The 26917-nt window shown below is 44.0% G+C and carries 26 protein-coding genes; 6 read left to right on the top strand and 20 right to left on the bottom strand.

What is annotated here, in order from left to right; all coding sequences use genetic code 11:
* The first annotated feature begins 37 nt into the window (after positions 1–37).
* From ACO0K8_RS01485 to mutS, 3 genes are all read left to right on the top strand, one after another.
* Positions 38–469: a DUF2345 domain-containing protein gene (locus tag ACO0K8_RS01485; RefSeq protein WP_422944848.1), complete on the top strand. Its 432-nt coding sequence runs from the start codon at positions 38–40 to the stop codon at positions 467–469.
* Positions 448–897 carry a hypothetical protein gene (locus ACO0K8_RS01480; protein WP_422944847.1) on the top strand — a complete coding sequence of 150 codons (450 nt, stop codon included), beginning with the start codon at positions 448–450 and terminating at the stop codon, positions 895–897. The genes ACO0K8_RS01485 and ACO0K8_RS01480 overlap by 22 nt, the downstream gene beginning before the upstream one ends.
* A 540-nt stretch (positions 898–1437) precedes the next feature.
* Positions 1438–4086, top strand: a complete 2649-nt coding sequence (gene mutS / locus ACO0K8_RS01475; RefSeq protein ID WP_422944846.1) for a DNA mismatch repair protein MutS — start codon at positions 1438–1440, stop codon at positions 4084–4086.
* Positions 4087–4308: 222 nt separating this feature from the next.
* Here the strand turns inward: mutS and ACO0K8_RS01470 are convergent, their stop codons facing one another.
* A complete protein-coding gene (locus tag ACO0K8_RS01470; protein WP_422944845.1) occupies positions 4309–4860 on the bottom strand; it encodes an FKBP-type peptidyl-prolyl cis-trans isomerase in 552 nt (183 codons plus the stop codon).
* A 73-nt stretch (positions 4861–4933) separates the two neighbouring features.
* Here ACO0K8_RS01470 and ACO0K8_RS01465 point away from each other — a divergent pair, with 73 nt between their 5' ends.
* On the top strand, positions 4934–6073 hold the full coding sequence (locus tag ACO0K8_RS01465; RefSeq protein WP_422944844.1) for a JmjC domain-containing protein: 1140 nt from the start codon (positions 4934–4936) through the stop codon (positions 6071–6073).
* Between the two features lie 309 nt (positions 6074–6382).
* Entirely contained in the window at positions 6383–6613 is a 231-nt protein-coding gene (locus ACO0K8_RS01460; protein WP_422944843.1) for a hypothetical protein, read from the top strand.
* Between the two features lie 119 nt (positions 6614–6732).
* Here the strand turns inward: ACO0K8_RS01460 and ACO0K8_RS01455 are convergent, their stop codons facing one another.
* The 19 genes from ACO0K8_RS01455 to ACO0K8_RS01365 form a co-directional block, all read right to left on the bottom strand.
* The gene (locus tag ACO0K8_RS01455; RefSeq protein WP_422944842.1) at positions 6733–7947 is read right to left on the bottom strand and encodes an EAL and HDOD domain-containing protein; all 1215 of its coding nucleotides are present in this window, start codon (positions 7945–7947) and stop codon (positions 6733–6735) included.
* A 548-nt stretch (positions 7948–8495) separates the two neighbouring features.
* A complete protein-coding gene (gene cheY, locus ACO0K8_RS01450) occupies positions 8496–8891 on the bottom strand; it encodes a chemotaxis response regulator CheY (protein WP_126126021.1) in 396 nt (131 codons plus the stop codon).
* 99 nt (positions 8892–8990) lie between these two features.
* Positions 8991–10067 carry a protein-glutamate methylesterase/protein-glutamine glutaminase gene (locus tag ACO0K8_RS01445; RefSeq protein ID WP_422944841.1) on the bottom strand — a complete coding sequence of 359 codons (1077 nt, stop codon included), beginning with the start codon at positions 10065–10067 and terminating at the stop codon, positions 8991–8993.
* A gap of 41 nt (positions 10068–10108) precedes the next feature.
* Positions 10109–10717, bottom strand: coding sequence for a chemoreceptor glutamine deamidase CheD (gene cheD, locus ACO0K8_RS01440; RefSeq protein WP_126126023.1), 609 nt, complete (start codon positions 10715–10717; stop codon positions 10109–10111).
* A 3-nt stretch (positions 10718–10720) separates the two neighbouring features.
* Positions 10721–11614, bottom strand: coding sequence for a CheR family methyltransferase (locus ACO0K8_RS01435; RefSeq protein WP_422944840.1), 894 nt, complete (start codon positions 11612–11614; stop codon positions 10721–10723).
* A 205-nt stretch (positions 11615–11819) separates the two neighbouring features.
* Entirely contained in the window at positions 11820–13526 is a 1707-nt protein-coding gene (locus tag ACO0K8_RS01430; RefSeq protein WP_422944839.1) for a methyl-accepting chemotaxis protein, read from the bottom strand.
* Between the two features lie 82 nt (positions 13527–13608).
* Complete coding sequence (locus ACO0K8_RS01425; RefSeq protein ID WP_422945834.1) at positions 13609–14109, bottom strand: chemotaxis protein CheW; 501 nt, start codon at positions 14107–14109, stop codon at positions 13609–13611.
* Between the two features lie 47 nt (positions 14110–14156).
* Positions 14157–16205, bottom strand: coding sequence for a chemotaxis protein CheA (gene cheA, locus ACO0K8_RS01420; protein WP_422944838.1), 2049 nt, complete (start codon positions 16203–16205; stop codon positions 14157–14159).
* A 49-nt stretch (positions 16206–16254) separates the two neighbouring features.
* Positions 16255–16620 carry a response regulator gene (locus ACO0K8_RS01415; protein ID WP_126126025.1) on the bottom strand — a complete coding sequence of 122 codons (366 nt, stop codon included), beginning with the start codon at positions 16618–16620 and terminating at the stop codon, positions 16255–16257.
* Positions 16621–16668: 48 nt separating this feature from the next.
* Positions 16669–17217, bottom strand: coding sequence for a chemotaxis protein (locus tag ACO0K8_RS01410; RefSeq protein ID WP_422944837.1), 549 nt, complete (start codon positions 17215–17217; stop codon positions 16669–16671).
* Between the two features lie 49 nt (positions 17218–17266).
* Positions 17267–18196, bottom strand: coding sequence for a flagellar motor protein MotB (gene motB / locus ACO0K8_RS01405; protein WP_422944836.1), 930 nt, complete (start codon positions 18194–18196; stop codon positions 17267–17269).
* 21 nt (positions 18197–18217) lie between these two features.
* On the bottom strand, positions 18218–19078 hold the full coding sequence (gene motA / locus ACO0K8_RS01400; RefSeq protein ID WP_126126028.1) for a flagellar motor stator protein MotA: 861 nt from the start codon (positions 19076–19078) through the stop codon (positions 18218–18220).
* 134 nt (positions 19079–19212) lie between these two features.
* On the bottom strand, positions 19213–19980 hold the full coding sequence (locus tag ACO0K8_RS01395; RefSeq protein ID WP_422944835.1) for a class I SAM-dependent methyltransferase: 768 nt from the start codon (positions 19978–19980) through the stop codon (positions 19213–19215).
* A gap of 63 nt (positions 19981–20043) precedes the next feature.
* Positions 20044–20598, bottom strand: a complete 555-nt coding sequence (gene flhC, locus ACO0K8_RS01390; protein ID WP_422944834.1) for a flagellar transcriptional regulator FlhC — start codon at positions 20596–20598, stop codon at positions 20044–20046.
* Between the two features lie 41 nt (positions 20599–20639).
* Positions 20640–20957: a flagellar transcriptional regulator FlhD gene (flhD, locus tag ACO0K8_RS01385; RefSeq protein WP_126126031.1), complete on the bottom strand. Its 318-nt coding sequence runs from the start codon at positions 20955–20957 to the stop codon at positions 20640–20642.
* A 545-nt stretch (positions 20958–21502) separates the two neighbouring features.
* Positions 21503–22207: a DNA polymerase III subunit epsilon gene (gene dnaQ / locus ACO0K8_RS01380; protein ID WP_422944833.1), complete on the bottom strand. Its 705-nt coding sequence runs from the start codon at positions 22205–22207 to the stop codon at positions 21503–21505.
* Positions 22208–22254: 47 nt separating this feature from the next.
* Entirely contained in the window at positions 22255–23649 is a 1395-nt protein-coding gene (tilS, locus tag ACO0K8_RS01375; protein WP_422944832.1) for a tRNA lysidine(34) synthetase TilS, read from the bottom strand.
* Positions 23646–24620 carry an acetyl-CoA carboxylase carboxyltransferase subunit alpha gene (locus ACO0K8_RS01370; RefSeq protein WP_422944831.1) on the bottom strand — a complete coding sequence of 325 codons (975 nt, stop codon included), beginning with the start codon at positions 24618–24620 and terminating at the stop codon, positions 23646–23648. Before ACO0K8_RS01370 ends, tilS begins: the two co-directional genes overlap by 4 nt.
* A 53-nt stretch (positions 24621–24673) precedes the next feature.
* A complete protein-coding gene (locus ACO0K8_RS01365) occupies positions 24674–25309 on the bottom strand; it encodes a DNA-3-methyladenine glycosylase family protein (RefSeq protein ID WP_422944830.1) in 636 nt (211 codons plus the stop codon).
* A 494-nt stretch (positions 25310–25803) separates the two neighbouring features.
* Here ACO0K8_RS01365 and ACO0K8_RS01360 point away from each other — a divergent pair, with 494 nt between their 5' ends.
* Positions 25804–26868: a tetratricopeptide repeat protein gene (locus ACO0K8_RS01360; protein ID WP_422944829.1), complete on the top strand. Its 1065-nt coding sequence runs from the start codon at positions 25804–25806 to the stop codon at positions 26866–26868.
* The last annotated feature ends 49 nt before the right edge of the window (positions 26869–26917 follow it).

The following is a 26917-nucleotide window of genomic DNA, read 5'->3' as shown; positions in this document are numbered from 1 at the left end:
GCACTGAGCCTGTCTACACAGTCCCACGCAAAACGAGATGCATTGGGCTGCGGCCTACACGATGACGGCAGTCTCAAGTAATGCGACCGCGCTGTTTAGTAATGAAGACGGGATACAGCGGTATGCCGGAATCGGGCCCTTGTCTTTGCAAGCGCATACCTATCAGTTAGAAATTTTGGCAGACAAAGAAATTACGGTGATTTCAGTAAATGCCCAGATAATGGCTGGACTATCATCAGTTACTCTATACGGCAGCAACATAATCTGCACCTGCCCCGGCAATTTTACGGTGAAGGCAGCGATGCATGTGTTTGATGCGGGCGCTAACAAGGTGGTGCAATTGGGAAAATTTCCGGATGGACGGGTTTCATCGCCCATTTGCACTGAATGCCTATCTATGAAAGAAATCCTTTTTCATGCGTATTATTATTTTATGGCTCTACAAACATGGACAAGGCCAATAAAATAACTGGCTACATCACGAACAGCACCTACCAACTAAGAGACAAAGAATATGATAGCGAGGGTCGCCTTTACATAAATGAACAGGGCGAGTGGGTTATTCAATTTGATCACGCACCAGACCCCGGATGTTTGAATCTCGGCAGCACTTTTAAGGAAAATCCCGATGGGGATCATACAAGACGATTCGCCATAGAAAAGCGTACAAAAATTATCGGCATACGTATCATTTCAAAAGAAAAATCATTTTTTCATAATCGGATAAATAACAATTTTTTTGCACAAAAAAATTATCTAACAAGCTCGGATATCGTGATCGTTGTAAAACAAATAGACGAATTTTCTTACGTTAAATTTAGGCATCTTCGATCTTCAAAAATCTCAAGTGGCTGGATTAAAACAGCGGACCTAAAAACTCCGTTTCCTGAGAATTGACCAGCTATCGCCAAGCAAAAAAAAAGCTTGAAAAAAGTCCCTTCTATAAGTGAGCCGCAACATCCATGCGCACTCCAGACCGAAATACGCCCGAAACCCGCATGGATATTGCGTAAGTGGCTCGATAATAGATTTTTTCCTGGTGTTTTTTCGACTGAACAATCATTGCCGCGCCATGGATCCATTTGACTAGCCACAGGCCTGCATATCTTCCGGATGGCAAGCTTTACCGTTATAGAACACGTCAGCAAAAAGATTAAAGCACGGAGTACATTCGCATTCAATTGCAATTTTCTGATCCTAGAGTGCACTTTACATCTGCATCCAGGCTGCAGCCCTCTCGGTCGTACCGGTCTGGAATTGAAAACCTAGCAGTCGCTCCCCGCTGATCTTTCTTGCTGCGCTAGCCTCACAATCTGGTAAACTCGCGCCACTATGGCAATCTGAAAAAAATCGACGTTTTATCTGGCTTTTCAGGCGCACTGCGTGCGTAACTCGTCGATGATCAGAGCCCTCCCTGCACTTACTTCACATTACTCCATGTCCGACAATTCCAAGCAAGCGAACCACACGCCGATGATGCAGCAATATTTACGCATTAAGGCCGACCATCCCAACACTCTGGTGTTCTATCGCATGGGCGATTTTTATGAGTTGTTTTTTGGCGATGCCGAGAAAGTATCACGTCTGCTGGGGATCACACTGACCCAGCGCGGCACCTCCAATGGCGAGCCGATTAAAATGGCGGGTATCCCCTTCCATTCGCTGGAACCGTATCTGGCCAAGTTGGTAAAAATAGGCGAATCGGCGGCTATTTGTGAGCAGATTGGTGATCCGGCCACCAGCAAGGGCCCAGTCGAGCGTAAAGTCATGCGCGTAATTACACCCGGTACGCTGACCGATACCGATCTGTTGCCAGCCAAGTCAGAGCGCCCGCTGCTTTCACTATGCATGATGCAGCAACGCAAAACCGTCACAGTAGGTCTGGCCTGGCTCTCTCTTGCCAGTGGCGCGCTCAAGTTGATGGAATTTATTACCGACGAAAAAGCATTACCGCAGCGTCTGTTGCAGGAGCTAGAGAGAATTTCTCCGGCCGAAATTTTGCTCTCGGCCGGCACACTTTTATTAGAGCAGCATCAGGCGCTCTTACCGGGGAAATTTTCTGAAGTACCCGACTGGCATTTTGATGTTAAGCAGGGTCAAAAGACCTTGCAAGAACAAATGGCCACCGCCTCGTTAACTGGTTTTGGCGTAGAAAACTTAAGTTCAGCCTTAGGTGCTGCCGGTGCCTTGTTGCGTTATGCAGAATCGACCCAGGGCCGTGGTTTAAAGCACGTGAATACCTTGACGGTCGAGGCCGAGCACGACTTCATTGGTTTAGACAGCGCCACCCGCCGCAATCTCGAGCTGACTGAAACCCTACGCGGGCAAGAATCCCCTACCCTATTTTCATTGCTGGATCATTGCCGCACCGCGATGGGCTCGCGCCTGCTGCGCCATTGGCTGCATCACGCGCGGCGCGACCAAAGCATTGCGCGTGCACGGCATGATGCGATCGAGGCTTTGATACAGGGCGACTCTAGCGCGGGTCTCTCAACGACCTTAAGTTCGGTGCCAGACATAGAACGCATTACTACTCGCATCGCGCTGCAATCGGCTCGCCCACGCGATCTGGCAGGCTTACGTGAGGGTCTGCAACACCTGCCCAGCATACGCTCGTACGTGGCCATGTGCGTGCAGGAGAGCCACACCACGGTACTGACCCAGATATTGGCGAACCTAGCCACGCCAACCGAGTGCTTGGATTTACTCGAACGCAGTCTGATGCTACAACCGGCCACCATGGTGCGCGACGGTGGCGTGATTGCGAGCGGTTTTGATGCCGAGTTAGATGAGTTACGTGCTCTATCTGAAAATGCCGGTCAATTTTTGATTGATCTGGAAACCTCGGAGCGCGCCCGCACCGGCATTAGCAATCTGCGGGTTGAATACAATAAAGTGCACGGCTTTTATATTGAAGTGACCAACGGCCAGACCGATAAGGTGCCCGACAATTACCGGCGTCGCCAGACCCTGAAGAATGCCGAACGCTACATCACACCTGAGCTCAAGGCTTTTGAAGATAAGGCATTGTCAGCCCAAGAGCGCGCCCTGGTGCGTGAGAAAGTCTTGTACGAGCAAGTCTTGCATGATTTGCTGTCACACATCAGTAGCTTACAAGCAATCGCGCATGCCATCGCGCAGATCGATACGCTGGTGAGTCTGGCTGAGCATGCGACCAAAAACAATTGGTGCGCGCCGCAACTGGTGGCCGAGCCCATGCTACAAATTGAGCAAGGTCGTCATCCGGTAGTGGAAAATCAGATCGAGCGCTTTATCGCCAACGATTGCCTGCTCTCGAACGAGCGTCGTCTACTTTTAATTACCGGCCCTAATATGGGTGGTAAATCGACCTTTATGCGTCAGGTCGCCTTGATCACCCTGCTCGCCTATGTCGGCAGTTATGTCCCGGCGGCGCAAGCAAAGATAGGGCCGATTGATAGAATTTTCACGCGCATAGGTGCAGCCGACGATTTGGCCGGTGGCCGCTCTACTTTTATGGTGGAGATGACCGAGTCGGCCGCGATTCTCAATGGCGCAACCGAGCAGTCTTTGGTATTGATGGATGAAGTGGGACGTGGCACCTCAACCTTTGATGGCCTGGCGCTGGCATGGGCGATCGCCAGGCACCTGATCATGACGTCAAAGAGCTACACCCTGTTTGCCACCCATTATTTTGAATTGACACAATTGCCGGACCTACACCCTAGCGCTGAGAATGTGCATTTATCCGCGATTGAGCATAAAGAGAATATCGTGTTTTTGCATGCGGTACAGGCTGGGCCAGCATCGCAAAGCTATGGTTTGCAAGTGGCGCAACTGGCAGGCATACCGCAGCCGGTAATCCGTTCAGCGCGCAAGCATTTGGCCGATCTGGAAGCGCACTCTTTGCAGACCACGCCACAATTTGATTTATTTTCCAGCAATAACAACAGCAACACTAATACTCCGGAAGAGGAAATTATTCCCGTCGTCCCCGCAGAGTCGCCATTACTCGAAGCGATCGATGCGATGGACCCGGATTCGCTGTCGCCAAGAGAAGCCTTAGAGGCTTTGTATCAATTAAAGAGCCTGGCAAAAACCTTGTAAAAGAACGCTGAGGTGGTTCGTCCGAATTATTTTGGACACTGCGCCAGCGCGCATATCCCATGCGGGTTCCCAGCCATACTTGCCTGCAGGGCGCGTGGAGTATGCGCAGTGGCACGGGTGGTGTCAGGCACAACGACAACCCCAGATCGCCATAGAAATAAAAAAAACCGCAGCGTGCTGCGGTTTTTTTATATCTTGATGATTAGTTCAGATTAGTGCAGATTAGTGCAAAGGGTGACTACGATACTCACTGCCAGCATCGTCCTCATCTTCGTCCTCATCGTGCGCATGCCCGTGTGCACCATGCACATGGCCGTGCGCCAATTCTTCTTCGGTTGCAGCACGGACATCAAACACATCCAAAGTAAAACGCAGAGAAATTCCAGCCAGTGGATGATTGCCATCGAGCACAACTTTATCGTCGGCGATATCAGTAACCGTAAACAATATGCCTTCATCATCGTCTTCACTATCCCCACCATCCGGCATACCTTCGAACTGCATGCCGACTTCCAAAGGTGTAGGCAGACGATTACGCGGTTCGACCTTCACCAACTCAGCATCGTACTCACCAAAAGCATCTTCTGGCTCTACTTGTATCGTCACTTTGTAGCCTGCCTCTTTGCCTTCGAGAGCTTCTTCAATTTTTGGCAAAGTGTTTTCATAACCACCGTGCAGATAGACCATGGGCTCCAGGCCATCTTCAATCAGATTATCTTGGGCATCTGACAGTTTATAATGCACGGAAACTACCGTGTTTTTAACGATTTTCATGCTAAGTCCTTAAAAATTAGTTCGCAGACGAATTATACCGTTTGCGCCACCCTAGAAGCCCGACATTACAAACATGAAAAAAACATCTGCCCCATTGCCGCTCTTGGGCGACCTGACTCCCGAGCAGTTTTTTAGCGAATACTGGCACAAAAAACCGCTACTGATACGTCAGGCGATTCCCAATTTCACGCCCATCTTAAACCCAGAGCAGTTATTCGAACTGGCCGGGCGCGACGACGTTGAATCGCGTCTCATCACTTTTTTCAAACAACACTGGGAAATGAAAAATGGCCCGCACTCCTCGTTACCAGTAAAAGAGAAAAAGGATTGGACCTTATTGGTACAGGGCGTCAATTTGCATGACCATGCAGCCGATGCGCTATTGCGCCAATTCAGATTTATTCCTGACGCAAGACTAGACGACTTGATGATCAGTTACGCCAAGGATGGTGGAGGTGTCGGACCTCATTTTGATTCTTACGATGTGTTCTTACTGCAAGCACATGGCCAAAGGCGCTGGAAAATCAGTGCGCAAAAAGATCTCTCCATCATTGAGGGTATGCCCTTAAAAATTCTGCGTAACTTCCTCCCGGAACAAGAGTTCGTACTCGAGCCTGGCGATATGCTGTATTTGCCACCACATTATGCGCACGACGGCGTCGCAATCGGTGACTGCATGACTTATTCCATAGGCTTTAAGGCCCCAGCCTACCAAGAACTAGGCGAGTCTTTTTTAAGCTTCATGGCGGATACCATAGAGCTGCCAGGTCGCTATGCCGATGCGGCACTGAAACCTAGCGTGCATCCAGCCGAAATTAGCACTGAAATGCTGAGTACGATACAGGAGCAGCTCAAGAAAATTACGTTTAGCGAAGAAGACATGGCAATTTTCCTGGGCGAGTATTTAACCGAACCTAAAGCCAGTGTATTTTTTAACTCGCCAAGCAAACCATTGACGCCAAAACGTTTTGCGCTTGCGGCATTAAAAAATGGTGTGGCGCTCTCACTTAAAACCCAAATGCTCTACAAAGGGAAGCATGTCTTCATCAATGGCGAGTCTTTTGCTGCCGGCAAAGAAGATAAATTAAGCCTATGCAAGCTCGCCAATCAAAGATACCTGGATGCAAACGATATGAGTAGCGCATCGGAAGATGTGCTGGAAGCTTTTTGCATGTGGTACGAAGATGGCTGGCTGGAAGTTAAATCAAATTAAATAAACAAGTGCGACATCATTCAGACTCTGAGATTGTCAAAGCACCTTTTTATTGCGGATTTTTCAAAAAAATACCAAATAAAATATAATTTGAGGAACTAAAAGTGAAGATAGCGCTTGAAATTTGCATCTAGTGCTATTCTATTGCTGCAAAACTCATTATAATTCCGGGTTAGGAAACTTTCGTATGCGCAGTCGTATCTATTATGATATTAAACCAACGAATTGACCTATAGAGCGATAATTACCGGTAATTATTCATCTTGAAATTTTGATCCTATTTTTGATCTACTTATTGAAAGCATTAACATGAAAAAATCAATCCTGCTTGTATCCCTGTTGGCAATCGCTTTAGCTGCTTGCAGCAAAAAAGAAGAAGCAGCAGCTCCTGTTGCTCCTGTAGCAGTTGAAGCAGCAGCATCTGCTCCAGTTGCAGCTCCAGTTGCAGCTCCAGTTGACGCAGCAGCTTCTGTTGGTGCAGCAGCATCTACAGTTGAAGCAGCAGCAGCTTCAGTTGGCGCAGCTGTAGCTCCTAAGTAATTTTTTACTTATAAAAAAGCCGGCTTTCGAGCCGGCTTTTTTACGTTCATTTTTTTGTATTTTTTGATTTTACAAAGTAATTTTTGTTAACCAAGAAAATACAAAAAAATTAGATTTTATCAAACGTTAGCAATATTTTTCGCCCAAACCAGTGCCGATAGATGTGCTTTATTAACTTCAACAGGGCTGATACGCAGAGACTCAGCCAAGGATCCAACCAGCATGCTATTTAGCTCACAAGCCTCGGCAAGTGCCAGGTAAGGTCCATAAACCCCGCTCCGAGAGACTAAGGCTTCGGTAACAGCCTCTGGCAACTGTATCGAAGACAAAACCTCAGACATAGGTATCCCAAGTAAGCGATCCAATAACGAGAACATACCAGCAACAAATAAGTTCTCAGCCTCAGTTTTCGACATGAACGGTTGCCCTAATAACTCGGCAAAACGTCCGCGTACAATCGCAGTCTCCAGTAACACAGGAGAGTTGCCACTTGTACTTGCGGTCGCCAACAACAAAGACAGCCAACGATACAAGGGGCTATAACCAAGTATGGTTACCGCATGCTTTAGAGACTGAACTTCGGTGCGCAGACCGAAACCGGCTGAGTTAATATATCGTAACAACTTATACGCCAACGCTGCATCGCGCTTTACGACTGTTTCGAGTTGCTGAATATCCGCATTTTTTCTAATCATCTCCATTAACTGCAAGATGGTAGTCTGCGCCGAATTCAAGCCTTTTTGCGCGGGATTCGGACGAGGCATCAAATGCAGCTTCCCCACAAAACTATCCAAGCCTAAGGCAGCGCAAGCATCAAAATCCTGCCAACTCGCAACATTTCGCGACACCATTCTGACACTGGACTGCTTTAATGCCGCGTAAACTTTCGCTTGCGACGCGAAATTTCCAGCATCGAGGCGTACTTCTATATGTGAAATTTGCGAGAAAAACGATCGCTCCAGCGTACTTAAATCGGCACCTTTCATACAGATACCGTACCCGAGTAGGCGCAATTCTTTAATCACCTCCAATGTTGCCGGGTTAGTAAAATCTCGCTTAGACAAGACCAACACCGTATTTTTTGGCGGCAACAATTTTAATCCCTCGGCGGCCAATAACTCCGGCACGGCATCGAGAAACAAGACACTGTCACCCAAAAGAAAGCCGACATCGTCATCCATCAATTGCTCGGCGACGAACTCCATCAAAGAGTTTAAATCTTCGGTACTTTGTTCGGTTGCTTGCTCGGGGTGTTGCCATGACAACTGAAAACCTATGACACGCTGTTTAGGGTCAAGTAAGGGTTCTCTTACAATGAAATTAACTTCATTCATAATTGAGTCTGTAAGTATGTGAAGGGAAATTGCAAAATATAGTAGGCGTTACGCTAAAATTCAGACTATCGAATATGTCATAAACCTGCCCTTGATCAGAGTAGATACCGCTTTTTCGTTCAGGATAAATTTGAGGAACAATCAATATCCGATCAGATATTTCCCATTTTTTCTGAAGAATAATATTTCAAGATTTACACCAACTGTCGTCGAAAGTAGTGCACAAGTTTAATAATTTTTTATCAACAATCTCATCAAACCTTGCAATTTTGCACCATCAGCGCGAGATGTTTGAAGAGGAATCACTAGAACAGCTACCGTAAGCACCTAGTGAAAAGCTTTTATGTACATTCCATCAGCACATCAGCCTATCTCTCATACTTGGAATATTTTCGGTTGCTCTTTCGAGCAGTTTATCCATACATAATTCGCTAAACTGGAATGTAAGAGCCGAGTCATATAAAGACCACGCGACGGAAGATCGGCATGTGAGTATTTTCGTGCACATTTTCACTCATCTTCGGCTCCCTATTCTGATCACTAATTAGCTATGCTGGTTTGCCCAATTTTTCGAATATTTTTGTTAATTTTTCGTCCAGTGTGGCTGCTGTAAATGGCTTAACGACGTAACCGTTAGCGCCAGCCTGAGCCGCAGCAATAATATTTTCTTTTTTGGCTTCCGCTGTCACCATCAGTACTGGTAATTTCGCTAGTGCTGGATCAGCGCGAATATGTTGAAGCATGGTTAGACCATCCATATTCGGCATATTCCAATCCGAAATGACGAAATCGAAATCTCCACTTTTCAACTTTGCCAGTCCCAAAGCACCATCTTCCGCCTCATCGACGTTGGAGTATCCGAGTTCTTTAAGCAAATTTCGAACGATACGACGCATCGTTGAAAAATCATCTACAACTAAAAATTTAAGATTCTGATCAGCCATGAATTACTCCATTATTTCTTTAAAGACAGTTATGAACATTATCGGCCATATTATTACAAAGCGATACCAAAATCATATAACAAAATACAATTGTTTATTTCAAACACGTAAAGCACGACTACCGTGTTGCGCAAGGTACTGCAACACCTTTGTCGGAAGTTCGTTTAAAGGTGCGACCTCGTGTGTCGCGCCGATTGCAATTGCTTCGCGAGGCATCCCAAATACTACACATGTTGACTCATCTTGGGCGAAATTGTGCGCCCCCATGTTCTTCATTTCCAACATACCTGCGGCACCATCTTTACCCATTCCGGTAAGTATTACCCCAACTGCATTCTTCCCCGCAAATGTGGCTGCGGACCGAAACAATACATCTACGGATGGTCGATGGCGATTGACCGGCGGTCCAGTATCAAGTTGCGTCATATAATTGGCACCGCTACGACTCAATAATAAATGGGAGTGCCCTGGCGCGATATATGCATGTCCAGGAAGTACTCGTTCACCGCCCGCAGCCTCACATACAGAAATTTTACAAAGTCCATCTAAGCGCTTTGCAAATGAGCGCGTGAATCCTTCTGGCATATGTTGGGTAATCAAGATCCCCGGGCAATCTGATGGCATCTGAACCAAAAAATCTTTAATAGCTTCAGTCCCACCAGTTGACGCCCCAATAATGATTAACTTTTCACTGCTCGTTAAAGGGTTTCGCACCATAGGCAAAGCGCCGAGAGGCACGGCATGCCCATCAGAAGTTGGCGCGGAACGCGGCTTTATTTTCGCTTTAGATGCAGCACGAATTTTTTCGCAAATCAATTCAGTGTATTCAAGCATCCCGCTCTGTATTGACAGTTTGGGCTTAGTAACAAAATCAACGGCACCAAGTTCTAGTGCTCGCATCGTAATTTCTGACCCGCGCTCAGTTAAAGACGACACCATAATTACCGGCATAGGTCTAAGTCGCATCAATTTTTCAAGAAAATCTAATCCATCCATTTTCGGCATTTCAACGTCGAGCGTCAGAACGTCAGGATTCGTTTGCTTAATCAAATCTCGAGCAACCAACGGATCCGGTGCCACACCTACCACCTCCATATCGGACTGACTCCCGATAATTTCACTCAAAACACTGCGAATTAAGGCAGAATCGTCAACGATTAGTACTTTAATTTTCATAAATACCCTCGCGCTAAAAAATTAAATCGTCAAATTCAGATCTAAAATAGATCAACGTCACCGCCAACGGGTGCCGTTTTAAGGCGGCTCGCATAATCCAACTCTCGTTTTTTCAATGTATCGTTATGCTCGACTTTAAGTTTTTTGACTAAAACTTTGCCAGTTTTAGGAAAAAAATATACTTTCCGAGGATAAATATCATTTAAATCCTCGGCAATTACACGCATTCTCTCGGTACGTAGATAGTCCAAAACAAACTGGGCATTTCTTTGACCAACATTAATTGCTGTAAATCCGCGCAGCACATTGCCGCCGCCAAAAACTTTTGCCTCCATGTTCTCGCGCTTTGCGCCGGCCTTCAATAACTCGTTAATTAAGACTTCCATAGCATAAGTTCCGTACCGCATTGATGCCGACACGGGGTTCTCCGAATCCGCGCCGCCATCGGGCAGCATAAAATGATTCATGCCACCGACACCAGAAACTCGATCGCGAATACATGCGGAAACACAGGACCCGAGTACGGTAACAATTAGCATGTCTTTTCCGGTGAAATAAAATTCACCCGGCAAAATTTTTGCGGCATCACAATCGAATGTTCGGTCATAGTAAACATTTGTCGCGAAATGCTCTTCACTTAATTGGCTCATGGGTCAACCTTTACTCAAATGGCGCGATGTAGCTTTATTGCGAATATCTTGCTGACTAGCTAATTCATAAACAGTTTTACCACGAAGCTTAAAATCGTCTGAGACATATAGAAAATTCTCGGAATGTCCTGCAAAAAGTAAGCCATCTGGCTTCAGCAAAGGAACAAATTTTTTCAATATTTTTCCTTGCGTCGGTTTATCAAAATAGATCATCACATTTCGGCAAAATATTGCATCAAACTCTCCACTTACTGGCCAACTGTCCGCAAGCAAATTAAGCTGCTTAAAAGAGATTAAATTTCTAAGTTCGGGACGTATCCTCGCCATTCCTTCTTGAGCGCCCTTACCTTTCAAGAAAAATTTTCGAACTCGTTCAGCTGACATTTTTTCCAAGCGGTCGATGTTATAAACGCCTTGAGCAGCAGTTGCTAAGACATTCGTATCAATATCGGTGGCAATGATTTGTGCTGGAGGAGTCAACGTTCCAAATGTCTCACAGAGTGTCATTGCAATAGAGTAAGGTTCCTCTCCTGTAGAACTTGCTGAGCACCAAACGTTGACCGGATCTTTACGGCTCTTTGCATGCGCGCCAAGAATAGGAAAATGATGTTCTTCTCGAAAAAAAGACGTTAAGTTGGTGGTCAATGCGTTTGTAAAAGCCTCCCACTCGGTAATGGACAACTCTCTTTCCAGTGCATCCAGATAAACTGAAAAAGAGTTCATACCAGTAGCGCGCAAGCGTCGAGCCAAGCGGCTATATACCATTTCTTGCTTGCTATCGGCAAGAGAAATGCCCGCTTTTTTGTAAATTAAATCTCGAACGCGATCAAAGTCTTTGCCAGTAAAGACAAATTCCTTCGTTGTCTCATTTTTGCTTTTTTCGGCAGAATTGGCCATCAAAATTTCCTTGAAATAAAATTCGTATAGATGCCAATTGACGGTCCAGTAGTGTTTTTAAAAAACACTTCAAACTCATTGCTTTTTTTGAAAGAGAAAAAATTTTTCGCAATGCAACTACATGTGTACTTTTCAGTAAGGGAAGTCAGGGTACAAATAGTAAAATAAGCCCCACCGCAGCGTAAATATTATATTAAGCCCGCATTCAGAACTCCACCCAATCAGTAGTGGTGTCACTTGAAACAAGTTTATTTTCTTTCGTACCATTCGAAAGACTTCCGGCTGCGCGAGATTTCAATGCTGTTGTTCGTTGTACTGGTACGGACAACTTGTGCCTTTGCGACTGAACGTTACCATTACGTCCGACATTTTCCAGTTTAAAAACGCTTACTGCGGTGGCCAACTCATAGGCTTGCTCCTCCATACTTTCTGCAGCCGCCGCAGCCTGCTCCACCAAGGCAGCATTTTGCTGGGTCATTTCATCCATTTGTGTGATTGCCAGATTAACTTGCTCAATACCTGAGCTCTGTTCTTGGCTTGCCGCAGAAATTTCACTCATGATGTCAGCTACATGCTGAACACTTGTCACGATCTCGTCCATCGTTTTACCAGCATCGTCGACCAATCGGCTACCTTGATCCACCTTATCAACTGAATCCCCTATGAGATTTTTTATCTCTTTAGCCGCACCAGCACTACGTTGCGCAAGATTACGAACCTCCGCAGCAACCACTGCAAATCCTCGCCCTTGCTCACCAGCTCGCGCAGCCTCGACTGCGGCATTTAAAGCTAATATATTGGTCTGAAATGCTATTCCATCAATAACACTAATAATATCAACGATCTTCCTAGAACTTTCTTTAATAGACGCCATCGTAGCAACGACTTGCCCAACTACTGCACCACCTTTAATCGCAACATTTGTTGCAGAAACAACCAATTGATTGGCTTGCTTCGCGTTGTCAGCATTTTGCTTGACCGTCGATGTCAACTCTTCCATCGAGCTAGCAGTCTCTTCCAAAGAGCTAGCCTGTGATTCAGTTCGGCTAGAAAGATCAGAGTTACCGGAGGCAATTTCTTTTGAGGCAACAGCAATTGCTTCTGTCCCTGTTCTGACTTTACCTACAGTTGTCGCCAAACTATCGTTCATTTCTTTTAGCGCATTTAGCAATAATGACACCTCATCCCGCCCACTAACAAGGACATCTGTAGATAGGTCACCACTTGCAACTTTTTCGGCAACGTCAAGCGCCCCATGTAGTGGAATGGTAATGCTACGGGTTATGATCCATGCAAAAAGCCCTCCCAAAAACGACGTCACAAACAATACGCTAAACAAAAAATAGTTCATCTTTGCACTAGACGCCGCTGACACCTCAAAAACTTGCTTTGACATGCTCTCTTGGAAACTTACGAGTTTATTTATTTCTTGAATTGATTTTGTGCTCAAAGGATCAATTACGCTGGAGATAATTTTAACTGCGCCTTCTCCATTAAACGCTAGCGCCTGTCCAATGGCATCTTTTAGGGGTTTTTCTATCTCCTTATCAATCCGCGATAACTCAGCTAAAATTCTCTTTTCCTCATCAACGAGTCCAATTTCAGATATTTTATTTCTAGCGTCATCGTATTGCTTACGTTGAGCCTTGACTTTGCCATCCTCTTTTTGCATTTCAGCAACATCAGATTGCAATCCAATATTTCTCATTGCAATACCGCCTTCAAACAAGGCACTTTTCATCGCATTTGCCAATGCCTGCTTCTGACTCGCGGTGTTCAAGCCATCAATCATTGCATTTCTGCTATTCGATGCAAATATATTCACTAAAGTAACGGTAAGAATAAGCCCAGCAAGTATTACACCGAAGCCGACACCCAAGCGAGCGCCAATACGAAAATGACGTAAATTCATTTTACTTACCTCCTTAATTCGGCATTCAGGAAACTTATTTTTTATATTTTTTACAACTATTACAAAGATCGTAGAACTCTACTTAAACCGCTTGATCGATCAAGCCCATTTCCGAACTTGACATTAACTTAACGATATCAACCAAAATTAACATCCTTTCCTCTAGGGTTCCAAGTCCTATTAAAAAATCCCCGCTAAAAGTAGTTCCCATTTCTGGTGCAGGCCTTACTTGCTCAGGCAATAAGGTCATCACATCAGAAACACTATCGACTACCATTCCAACAACACGCCCATCAATGTTTAAAATAATCACAACAGTAAACTGATCATATGTCGGGGCACCAAGGTCAAATTTGATTCGCATATCAACTATCGGGACGATAATTCCCCGTAAATTAATAACGCCTTTTAAAAAATCTGGTGCATTTGCGATTCTTGTTACCGCTTCATAACCTCTAATTTCCTGAACCTTAAGAATATCTATCCCATATTCTTCTTGCCCAAGAGTAAATGCCAAAAATTCCTGAACCGCTATATCTGCTCGCTCTCTTTCAGTCTGTGCCGTATTATTAGAAACTTCCATAGCTTGTGCCATTTTCTTCCCCTATTATTTAACTATCAACACACAATTTATCGAGCGGAACGCAGTAATGCGGCAACATCCAAAATTAACGAAACCCCACCATCTCCCAAAATCGTCGCTCCAGAAATCCCGGGGATCTTGCGATAGTTTGACTCAATATTTTTCACGACAACTTGTTGCTGTCCAACTAGGTCATCAACTAAGAAAGCGGCTTTTTTACCATCTACTTCTACAATAACTGCGATGCCCTCAGATGGATTTGAAAATTTTGGTTGAATATTGAAACATTCGTATAAAGCGATCAGCGGTAGATATTCCTCCCGAACCTTGATAACCCGTCCTTTCCCGTTGATTTCCTTAACATCAATAGCCGCCGGTTGCAGCGATTCCATGACGAATCCCAAAGGTAAAATATAAATTTCGTCGCCGACTCTTATTGACATACCATCGAGAATTGCCAACGTCAATGGAAGCGAAATAGTGATTGTCGTTCCGAATCCTTTCGCCGAACGGATATCAACAGTTCCGCCCATAGCGCTTATGTTTCGTTTCACAACGTCCATGCCTACGCCACGTCCAGATACATCAGTGACCTCATCTGCCGTTGAAAAACCTGGTGCAAAAATCAATTGCCAAACATCACTATCGGGCATCGTGTCATAAACAGGTAAGCCACTTTGTTTGGCTTTTGAAAGAATTTTATCTCTATGTAATCCACCGCCATCGTCACTAACTTCAATAACGATATTCCCTCCCTGATGTACCGCAGAAAGAGATAATTTACCAGTGGCACTTTTTCCTGATGTTGTTCGTATTTCTGGAAGCTCAATTCCGTGATCGATACTATTTCGAACTAGATGTGTTAATGGATCTACAATTCTTTCAATCAAGCCCTTATCAAGCTCAGTTGACGCACCATGAGTAATAAACTCTACCCTTTTCCCCAATTTTGTTGCGAGATCTCTTACCATCCTGGGGAAACGTGAGAATACGTAATCCATAGGCATCATACGAATCGACATCACGGCTTCTTGTAAATCTCGGGTATTTCTAGTCAGGTGCGCGATGGTGCTGAGCAACCGTTCATTTAAAAGAGGGTCCAAGTCTTGAGTTCGCTGTTCCAACATGGCTTGAGTAATGACCAGTTCGCCAATTAAATTTACTATTTGATCAACTTTTTCTATTCCGACACGAATCGTAGTGGATTCATGAGAAACTGGATGTTTTTCGTTGTCTTTCTTGGACGGATGTTTTTGATCTGGAGAGCCGCCGCCATGAGTCAATATGGCTTTAGCGACCTCGGTATCGCTGTCGGACTGATCAGCATGATCTACATTCATCGAAAACATAGGATCCAAAGGCTCAAAAAATCCATAGCCCAAATCATCCTCGGAAAGCATTTCAGTAGTTTTATTTTGAACTAGTGGTGTAATACTTATTTTCAAATCCTTTGGATCCAAAATAAACGAGCAAATTGCAATAATATCATCTTCAGTACCGTTACTTTCCAAGCTTAGAACATTCAAGCCAGCCGCAGTCACCTGTTTGCTAATAGCTCCTAATAATCCCAATTCCGACATGATCGCGTCGGTTTCATTAGGCGATAATTGTGGCAGTTCAATAACAAAAAGGTGCGTATAGTTTGCCGACTCAGTAAGTTTTTTATCTACCTGAATAAATTTTTCGGTCGGTTTGACAGGAGCGATTTCATCCTGAGAAAGAGATTGCAATAACATCCTTACATCAGCCACCGCATCTTGATCTACAGCAGTTCCTAAGCGATGACCATCCAACTGCATTTTCAGTATATCTTTAGCGGCCAAAAATGCTTCGACATGCTCGGACGTCAAAGTCATCTCGCCTTTTCTAATTTTATCTAAGAGAGACTCCAAAACATGAGTCACTTCCGCCATGTCGACAATGCCAAACGTAGATGCCCCTCCTTTGATCGAGTGCGCAGCTCGAAAAATTGCATTTAAATCTTCTGGGTCCGGTGATGAAATATCAACAGCCAGTAACAACTTCTCTTTCTCGGCAAGGAGTTCTTCTGCCTCGTCAAAAAATACCTGGAAAAATTGACTCATGTCAATTGCCATTATCGAGCTCCATCATTTAGTCGTCTGTACTTAGATTTTCTACTCTTTATCAGCCAATTACTTTTTTTACAACCTCTGTCAATTTTTGAGGATCAAATGGTTTTACTAACCACCCATTTGCCCCGGCCGCACGCCCCTTATTTTTCATATCATCACTTGACTCAGTGGTTAGCATCAAAATTGGAACTTTCTGATAGGTTGCCAGTGCGCGCAATGATTTGATCAAAGTAAGTCCGTCCATGCGGGGCATGTTCTGATCAGTCAAAACAAGATCGAATACCTGATTTTTGGCCTTTTCCAAACCATCTTGTCCGTCTACCGCCTCAACCACCTGATAACCCGCCGCCTTTAAACTAAAAGCTACCATCTGTCTCAACGAGCCAGAATCATCCACCGCTAAAATTGTCTTGGACATCATCACTCCATTATGCAAATTAAGGCTATTTGCCCTTAAATACCTACTCTAAAACAGCTCAATATCACCACTATCTAAATGCTTTTGGCTTACTGCTTTACGTAAAACGCTCTTTAATTCGACGCTTTGACTTTCCAGAGTTACGGTCATGTTTTTCAGTAACACCGCAATTTCGTCAACATCACCATCGTGCGGAATACCATCACCAACCATCCCCAACGAACTGAGTACCTCACGTAGACCAACACTTCTCTGTACGGTTCGAGAGATTAACTGGCTAGTCAAATCCTGAAACTGCAAGCTTGTTACGGCTGCGTTAATATGCAAGGAAATTTCTGTTTGAATTGTTTTTAATCGGTCAATACTTTCGTTAGATGCGCGGCCCGAAGAAATGAGGAAATTTATCTCGTCTTGCTGACTCGAAACCGCAGAATGTAAAGCCAAAAAACTTGCTCCGAGCTTCTCAATCGCTTCGGCTAAAAGAATAGTTGTTTGAACCAGATCCGTCTCAAGTTCAATCAAATGTTCATTTCCGTGGTCTGAGACCCCGGCAAGCAACTGTTTGACATGAGACCCTAGCATTTTCTTTTTTGACATCTTAAGCATCCCAATTTTCAGTTTGATGGTGCAACCTGATACCAAGCACTTAATCGCCAGCCTTGTCTTTGGCGCTCAAGGCAACATCCCCTGAATTTCCTACATCAATCGAGCCACCATCTTGTGACGCAGATTGCTCTGCTTTTTTATTCATCACAATAATGCTTATACGTCTATTTATAGGATTAAGGGGATCCTTTATATCAAATAAAACGGATGAGGAGAGGCCAACCACCCTTAAAACCTTTGCCTCATCCATGCCACCATATATCAACTCTCTGCGCGACGCATTCGCTCGATCCGCCGATAATTCCCAGTTACTATATCCCTTCTCACCACTACCGTAAGGCGCTGCATCTGTATGCCCAGACAAACTTATTCTATTCGGCACATCGTTTAGAGTTCTACCTATCTCATGTAAAATTTCTCTTGTATAAGGCTGTAGATCAGCTTTTGCAGACGCAAACATTGGCCGATTTTGCTCATCAACCATTTGAATTCGAAGCCCTTCCGTCGTAATATCCAAAAGCAGCTGTTTTCTATATTGCTTTAAACTCGGGCTGGAATCAATTGCCGCTTCTATCTTATCTTTTAATACTTTCAGGCGTTCAGCATCGACCTTTGCAAGAGCAGCCTCAGCAGCCTGGAGATTGTAGCTTTTTTTGGGAGAATCAAGGTCGCCCTTCCGACTTTGCCCTTCACGTAAACTAAGGTCTTTGCCGCCGCCTTTGATAATACTCGAGCTGTCTCCACTCCCGTCACCACCTGCCATTGCTACTTTCAAGGGAGTCTTAAAATATTCAGCAATACCTTGTAAATTTCCTTTTGCGTCAGAACCAAGTAACCACATTAATAGAAAAAACGCCATCATTGCCGTTACGAAATCTGCGTACGCAATTTTCCATGCGCCACCATGATGACCGCCAGCAACTTTCTTGATTCGTTTAACAATAATAGGTCTTAATTCTTCATTTGCCATATGGCACCCAACTTAAAAGCCTTATTTAGATTTAGATTGTTTTATATGCTCTTCAAGCTCACTAAAACTTGGTCGTTCTGTTGAATAGAGAACTTTACGTCCGAACTCAACAGCTAAAGCAGGAGCATATCCATTCAAACTCGCAAGCAAAGTTACTTTCACACATTGAAAAGTTTTCGACGACTCATCTAACTGCTGTTCCATCAAACCAGCTAATGGTCCGACAAAACCATAAGCTAACAAAATACCCAAAAAGGTTCCAACCAAAGCGTGAGCAATCAATATACCCAATTCAGCTGGTGGAATACCTACTGATTCCATTGTATGAACCACACCCATTACGGCTGCAACGATACCAAATGCAGGAAGTCCGTCTCCTAATTTCGCAATAAAATGTGACGGCCCAGCAGCCTCATGATGATGAGTCTCCAATTCGTTATCCATCAAATTTTCTATCTGAAAAGCATCCATATTTCCAGATACCATTAGTCGCAAATAGTCGCTAATAAACTCCATCATATGATGGTCTGTGACGATCAAAGGATACTTACTAAACAATGGGCTCTCTTCAGGCTTTTCGATGTCCCCCTCAATAGACATTAAGCCCTCTTTACGTATTTTCGTTAATACGTCAAATAACATTGTCATCAGCTCCATATAAAGAGCTTTTGTATATTTAGAGCCTTTTAATACTCCTGGCAAAGCTTTGAGTGACGCTTTTAAAGTTTTGCCAGTGTTGCCAACTAGTGACGCGCCAACAGCAGCTCCGCCTATCATTAACAATTCAAGTGGCTGGAACAAAACGGCTAAATGTCCACCAGACATAACGAATCCGCCAAAAACAGATCCCATAACAACAATATAGCCAACGATGACTAACATGCCTAAGACTCCTTATGAATTTCGATTACGAGCTATTTTTCGAGCATGATCGTCAATTAATGAACGCGATAACCAGCTACACAATTGTTAAGTGAGGCCAAAATATTGCCTAAGGAATATATTTACATATTCCATTATATGCGCCATACGTAGAGAAAAGGTTCTTTCCCGGCTATATTAATACACAAATCTGGCTCGACATCTGGAATTATAAATTCATAGCTCAATAACAACGCACCTGGCTTCATTTCTGCAACTGCCTTTAGCCATAAGCTAGGCATTGCGACAGGTGATAAATATGCAAATACAACATCATACTCACCAAGATCCGCACGCTCATAGCTTCCAAAAATAAATCGAACTGTTGACTTAGCAAACCACGATCGCAAATAACTAATAATCCAAGGCAAAGGTGCGATCTCTATACCCACAAACGACGACTCCTTGCGAATCGCGGACAACCGGAATAATAATCCACCTAATCCACTCCCAATATCGACAAATCTAACTATGCCGTCAGAGGGCAACAGATTAAGCACCGCAGGGAGCAATGCAGAAGTCGATGGAAAATATGGAACTTGGGTCCGAAAAATTGACCAATAAATCAAAGTCAAAACGACGAATCCACAAAAATAATAAGTTGGCGAAATATCCACGATCAGTAGAATTGGAACAAGAACCGGAAATAGAAATTGAATTGCAATCCACCACCAATCCATTTCCCGCAAAAATGTTAAAAAGGCCGCGAACGCAGCCTGGGAAATAACATAGAAAATAATCGAAGGGGGATGGTCAAGAGTAGAACGAAGGACAAAGGACAGTAAGAAACCAAAAAACATGGAGGCGGACTGAATCAGGATAGCCTCAATTGAGGGCGAAAGCGAATGAACACCCAATTTCAAAACGCTATTTATCCGCCGAGTAGCCAATCTTATGTTCAAAAGCACCCCAAAAAAATATTTCTATCATGCGACCATGTCCATTTGAGGTTCAGCATCTTTAAGTTTCTTAGTCTTACCCGCACGAGAAGGCACATGACAAAGCCCGCACGCATAATGATCATGCAAATCCATAGCGTGCGCGACAAATTGCCCGCCGCATTTGCTGCACTTCACAAACGACAGCATTTTCCCTTCAAAAAACCGAACCAACGTCCAAGCACGTGTCATTGACAAAATAGGCTCATCGCCAGCAGCAACAGGAAATTGCTCTAAATATAGACGATACGCCTTCACTACCGCCTCAATACCTATAATGCCAGCATTCTCTTGCAGGTATTTATGAATATTCATAAAAAGTGACGAATGAATATTTGGTTGCCAAGTGACGAACCAATCAGCCGAAAAAGGAAGCATCCCTTTTGGCGGCGATACGCCCTTAAGCTCTTTGTATATTTTCAACAAACGTTCACGCGAAAGCGACGTTTCTGATTCCAGCAACTGTAGACGAGCCCCCAAATTAACGAGATCAATCGCCAATTGAATTTCATGCGCTTCACTCACTACGCTTTTGATTGCCATATTGCCACCTATTTTCAACTAAAAGAACAAAAGAGAATTATTTAATTGATCTCTTCAACCGCTTGCCCCGCCATTAAAATCGCAGCATGGGAGTGTGCAAGTGAGCGCTCTTTATTGTAATTGGTCAACATACATAAAATGGCACTATCTTCGAAGCGAAATCTAGCCAACATCATATTCGAGCCGGCTAGTTTTAAAATCTGAGAGTTATTTAAACCCTCAATCAAATCAGCAATTTCCTTGCCAATACCGAGGCGAAATATGGCAGTGGGTTTATCGGCGCGAATCATCTGCTGAGCCAACATGAGGTAGCTTAAGTTAGCATCGCGAATTTCAGCCATTATATCGTTCGGTGTCATATCCAACCCCATCATGTTTAACCTGACCAAACTTCATTGCCAGTGAGATACATTGTGGGACTAAGAAAATTACCGGTGTATAGGTGAAACTCTGAAAATATTTTCAAAAAAACGAAATGACCCATAGGAATTATTCCTACAAGCAAATATAGACATCCACAAAAAATAAATTTGCGAAAAATTGACTTAATAATTAATACAGCGACTATCTAAACTTCGCTTTAAAATCATAGGCTTAGAAAAAAAGCAGTGAAACAAAACAACCTCATATACTTTAACGACGAAAAAATTCAAAACTTTAGGGGAAATATAAAAAATATTTAATTTAATTTTCCTATAAAGATTAACGGAAAAAAATTGAAAAACTTTAGAAAAAAAGTGATGTTTTTTGAGGATGAGGCAAAATCAGCAACTCAATTCGAACGATTGGCCGCTTTTTCGAGCATTTCAAACAGGAAATTAGAAAGATGGGGGAGGCAACGGAAACGTAACTTTTGAGTGAGGGAGTTCGACGTCCCTACACAACTAAATTACAGAAAAATTTTCTAGATTTGATTCCAAATGCTTTTGGCACGTAGATCTTTATCCAATCCAGTTAACAACAATTCGTGCTCTGCCAACTCAGCCGCTCCCGCCAAACAAAGCAACACATCATGCAAAGGAAGATCAATAAGCACTTCGGTATAGACGGGAGCAATATTTTCCTCCTCAATCTCGATGGAAAAACTATTCTGCCCACGGGACATCGCCAAAAACACATCTGCTAATAGCTCAGCATCCAATAACGCGCCATGCAATTTCCGGTGAGAATTGGAAATTTCATATCGATCACACAAGGAATCCAAAGAATTGCGTTTGCCTGGATGTAGCTCTTTTGCCTGTACTAAGGTATCTGTAATAAGCCCAACAAACTCAGGAAAAGCCGACTTTCCCAAGAGTGACAACTCTGCATTTAGGAAACCCACGTCAAATGGTGCATTATGAATAACAATTTCCGCACCTTGAACATATTCCAAAAATTCGTTGGCAATCTCTGAAAATTTTGGTTTATCGCGTAAAAATTCTGTAGTTAATCCATGTACCGCTAACGCTCCCTCTTCAGAATCACGCTCAGGGTTAAGGTAACAATGGAAATTATTGCCCGTTAATTTACGGTTAAACAACTCTACGCAACCAATTTCAATGATTCGATCGCCACCTCTGGCATTCAATCCCGTCGTTTCTGTGTCTAAAACAATTTGTCGTTTCATCGCAAACATCCTTACCTAACAAACAATACAATTCAACAGCATCTGACCTAATCAGCTTGCCATCTAAAATTTATCAAATTCGCACTATCAATTTGACAAAGTTCTGAGTGTGTGCCGACGCTGGCGGCATGCAATAATTTATCGTTAACATACAAAAACGGTAGCCGCTGTCTTTGCCAAAATGGTATTTTTAGTGTTTGAAAATGACTTTTGATATCGCGCGTGGGGCGATTGGCAGCAAGCCTTAAGCGCTCGCCGCCCTCTCGTGCTCGCAATGTAAGTTTCTGCCGCATCAGCCAATCTTTATCTACGCCGTAGCTTGCACTTTCAAAGTGCAAGCTACCTGAAAAATCCGAGAAATAAATAGCTGCCTCTCCATTCCAAACGAACTCTTTGGCTGCGAGCAACTCATCGTCAATTATGGGCAAAGTGCAGGCATAAATTTTATCATTGTAACGATGCACACCTAACTTATCATGTTGGATCGTAATTTTTGCATCGTACCTAGCGTCAAAAAGTTGATGTCGCATTTCCGTTAATCGTGCGGTTGATGGCATACGAACCCCCAAGGTCGAAAACCAATACCGTAGCAAATTCTCAATTCTATCTATACTTAACATCCGCATTTTTTCGATTTGCAATGCATCATCAATCAGGCAGGCCGCCATATCAATCTGTGCAAGTTCAATCAGTAAACGACCAGCTGTTTGCACGTGCCGCGCACTTCTTGCCAGTCTAGTTGTATAGCCTTGCGAAATTTTTGAGAGGACAGGCATGACTTGCTGCCGCAATGCATTTCTTGCGTATCTACAATCAAAATTCGACTCGTCTACGACATAATTAATTGAATTCAGATTGGCAAAATCTAATAACATCTCTTTGCTCGAACCTAGCAATGGCCTGGCGATAAGCAATTCTTTATTCGAGAGCAGTGCCGGAGCAAAATTGAACAGATCCATACCGGACAATCCAGAAACGCCAGAACCACGTAGAAGTTGCAATAGAAGTGTCTCAGCCTGATCATCTTGATGATGGGCAGTCAGAAGCATCGCCGTATTAAATTGCTTACATAAGGCGCCTAAAGCACGATAACGCTCCGCTCTGGCTGTAGCCTCAATTCCATCTTTGCTATTAAGATTGATGTGAACCTTGGCAAAGGAGAAGCCCACGTCAATTTTTTCACAAGCGTTTTCACAATGCGCAAGCCATTCATCCGCATTTTCGCTCAGTCCGTGATGAACATGAAAAGCAAAAATAGGGATGTTTTTTTCTCGACAAAAATCAGCTGCAAGCGAAAGTAAGACTGCAGAATCAAGCCCTCCGCTATATGCAATCGCTATTCCGCGCTGCACGACCTCCGGGGCTTGCTCTGAGATGATAGACGATATTGCCTCTTCAAAGCGCTGCTTGAGCGCCATATCACGTTGATTAACAGACTTCATTCAGACGATTTTGTTTCCTTGAATTTGCCATAAGCCATCAATTTTTCATGGCGAGCGCTCAACAAATCTTTAGTTTTCACCCCTTGAAATTGACGCAAGGTGTCGGCCAGTGCACGCTTGACTAATGCGCACATTTGCTTAGGGTCGCGATGCGCCCCGCCCAAAGGTTCGTTAATAATCTTATCGATTAAACCCATCGCCTTCAATCTATGCGCGGTCAATCCCAGGGCCTCAGCAGCATCCGATGCGCGATCAGAAGTTTTCCATAAGATCGATGCACATCCTTCAGGTGATATGACGGAATAAGTTGCATATTGCAACATCAATACAGCGTCGCCAACTGCAAGTGCCAGAGCACCACCAGAACCGCCCTCGCCAATAATCGTTGCAATTAGAGGCACTTTAAGCTCGGCCATCACATAAAGATTATGACCAATCGCCTCTGACTGACCTCGCTCTTCGGCATCGATACCAGGCCAAGCACCTGTTGTATCGACAAAAGTAAATACAGGAATGTTAAATTTCTCAGCCAACTTCATCAAACGCATCGCCTTACGATAACCCTCTGGCTTAGGCATACCAAAATTGCGCAATGCACGCTCTTTCGTATCGCGTCCTTTTTGGTGTCCAATGATCATGCAGGCTTGGCCATTAAAACGCGCGAGTCCGCCAACAATCGCTAAATCATCGGCAAAACTTCTATCACCATGCAACTCGTGAAAATCAGTAAATATCTGACTCACATAGTCCAATGTGTACGGGCGTTGTGGGTGCCGTGAAATTTGTGAAACTTGCCAAGGCGTCAGTTTTGCATAAATATCCTTGGTCAGCATTTGGCTTTTTTGGGAAAGCCTATCAATCTCCTCGGAGATATCTACTGCTGAGTCATCTTGCACAAAGCGTAATTCTTCAATTTTTGTTTCTAGTTCTGAGATTGATTGCTCAAATCCTAGGAATGTCGTTTTAGACATCGTGCCTCCTTCAAATTCAACACGAGTTAAAAAAATGGCTAACTAATTACCAACTAAGATGCAACTGGATCAAGACTGCGCCATAAATACCAGGTAGCGACTGTACGCCATGGTTCCCAGTTTGCGGCGACTTCTCTGATGTCGCTGCGTGAAACCGGTTCGCCAGAAAAATAGTTCAGGCTAATTCCCTTTAGAAGACTAGGATCGTCCAAAGGCAAAATATTCGGTCGCAGCAAATTAAATATTAAAAACATCTCGGCCGTCCAGCGTCCGATGCCTCTAATTTGCATCAATTCAGCGATCACATTTTCATCTGTCATCTCTGCCCACTTGTCCACATGCAGTCTTTTTTCTTTGAAATGTTCTGCAAGATCGAGAATATACTCTATTTTTCTCTTGGAAAGTCCACAAGCTGCGAGTTTCTCCGCTCCAGCTTTATTTACTTGCAAGGGCGTAGACTTCGGGCAAACCTCTAAAAATTTCTGCCAAAGCACGTTCGCAGATTCTGCAGAAAGTTGCTGCGCAACGATAGAGCGCGTTAATGTGGTAAAGGAATCATCGTGCCCAACCAAATACAAATCCCCAAATTGAGGGATCAGTTTGCGCATGATTCTGTCGCGCTTCATTAATTCACTTTTTGCATTTTCCCAATAATCTGGAAGATGTGGCTTATCTGCTGGTAATCTCAAAACATTTTCCATTCTACTAATACCCTACGCCATTCGGTCACTCTATCAGTTTCATCCTTCAAGAAGCGCGCGTCCGATAGCTACGTATTTTGAATTTGATGAGATATCGCAAATTTTCTTTTTCTTCGCGTTTGCTCCAAGCGCGATTTTAACTTCTATTTGTGTTGCATCTACACAATCCGACAAGAAGTTTCGTATCTTGATCGATTTAACAAGATATTCCATTATCTCAACAGCCACAATTCTCAATAAGAAAATTTTATTTGCTAGTCGATTTCTCAACTTTACCCGAGACTCTAAGAGAAAGACTCTAGCTATTCAAACCAACTGAAGTTAGTTTTAGTCAATTCTTTTCTTATTGTTTATAAAAGACGAAGCTAAAGCATATCAAAAACCCAAAATTGACACATATTTGTTAAGATGTCGCACTAAATTCAGTATAACATCGCTGCCTAGTGTTCTTCTGTTCTCCAATGAAACCAAGTTAATTTACTATGCGCCACCTCTTAAAAAGTGTTTTTGCACTATCAGTAGTGTCTTTTGCCCTCCTTCCTGCCTTGGGCTTGGCTGATGATGCTACCGATGCGGGCAAATTATTAAGGGCAGGTCAACTTCCTGAGGCGATGCAGAAAGTTGATGCTGTTTTAGCACAACGTCCCAAAGATGCCCAAATGCGGTTTCTCAAAGGTTTGATACTGGCTGAGCAAAATAAGAACCCTGAAGCCATTACCGTCTTCACAAAACTGACTGACGACTACCCCGAACTACCGGAACCGTATAATAATTTGGCGGTACTCTATGCCTCTAGCGGACAATACGATAAAGCGCGGACCGCCTTAGAAATGGCGATCAGAACCAACCCCACCTATGGCACGGCGCATGAAAACCTAGGTGACATTTACGCCAAACTTGCCAGCCAAGCCTACGACAAAGCACTACAATTGGACTCGGCGAATTCCGGTGCAAAATTAAAACTTACTTTAGTTAAAAGTTTGATTGGCAACACCACCGGTGGCAGCAATCCCAAAACAGGCATGCCCGCGGCCACAGTCGCGCCGCCAACAGTTAATCCAAGTGCGCTAAGCAAATCAGTAGCGACGCCTGCTGTAGCGGCGAAAGTAGAACCAACTACACCTAAAGTTGCCGCCATCAAGGTCGAGCCGGCGACATCTAAAGTTGAAGCAAAACCTGTCAGCAAAACTACAGTTGCTATCAACACAGATCAAAATGACATACTCAAGGCGACGGAAGACTGGGCAAAAGCATGGAGTAGCAAAGATACCAGTGCCTATCTAGCGCATTACGCGAAAGATTTCCAAACACCGAAAAATGAATCTCGTAAAGCCTGGGCAGAAGAGCGCCGCGCACGCATCGAAGGCAAGGGCCGGATCAACGTCAAAATAGAGACGCCTAAAGTGACAATAGAAGGACATACTGCCAGCGTTAAATTTCGCCAAATATATAGCTCTGATCAACTCACTGCAAACAGCCGGAAATCATTAGAGATGGTCAAGCAAGATGGCAAATGGCTCATCAAGGCGGAGCGCACGGGTAGCTGATGTTTCGTTTCGTATTAAATTTATCGCCGACAATTTGCTCGGCTGGGAA

It is taken from the genome of Undibacterium sp. Ren11W (assembly GCF_049340485.1).
Taxonomy (GTDB): Bacteria; Pseudomonadota; Gammaproteobacteria; order Burkholderiales; family Burkholderiaceae_D; genus Undibacterium.
Note: the sequence above shows the minus strand (reverse complement) of the source record. Positions and strands in the feature narration are given on the sequence as shown.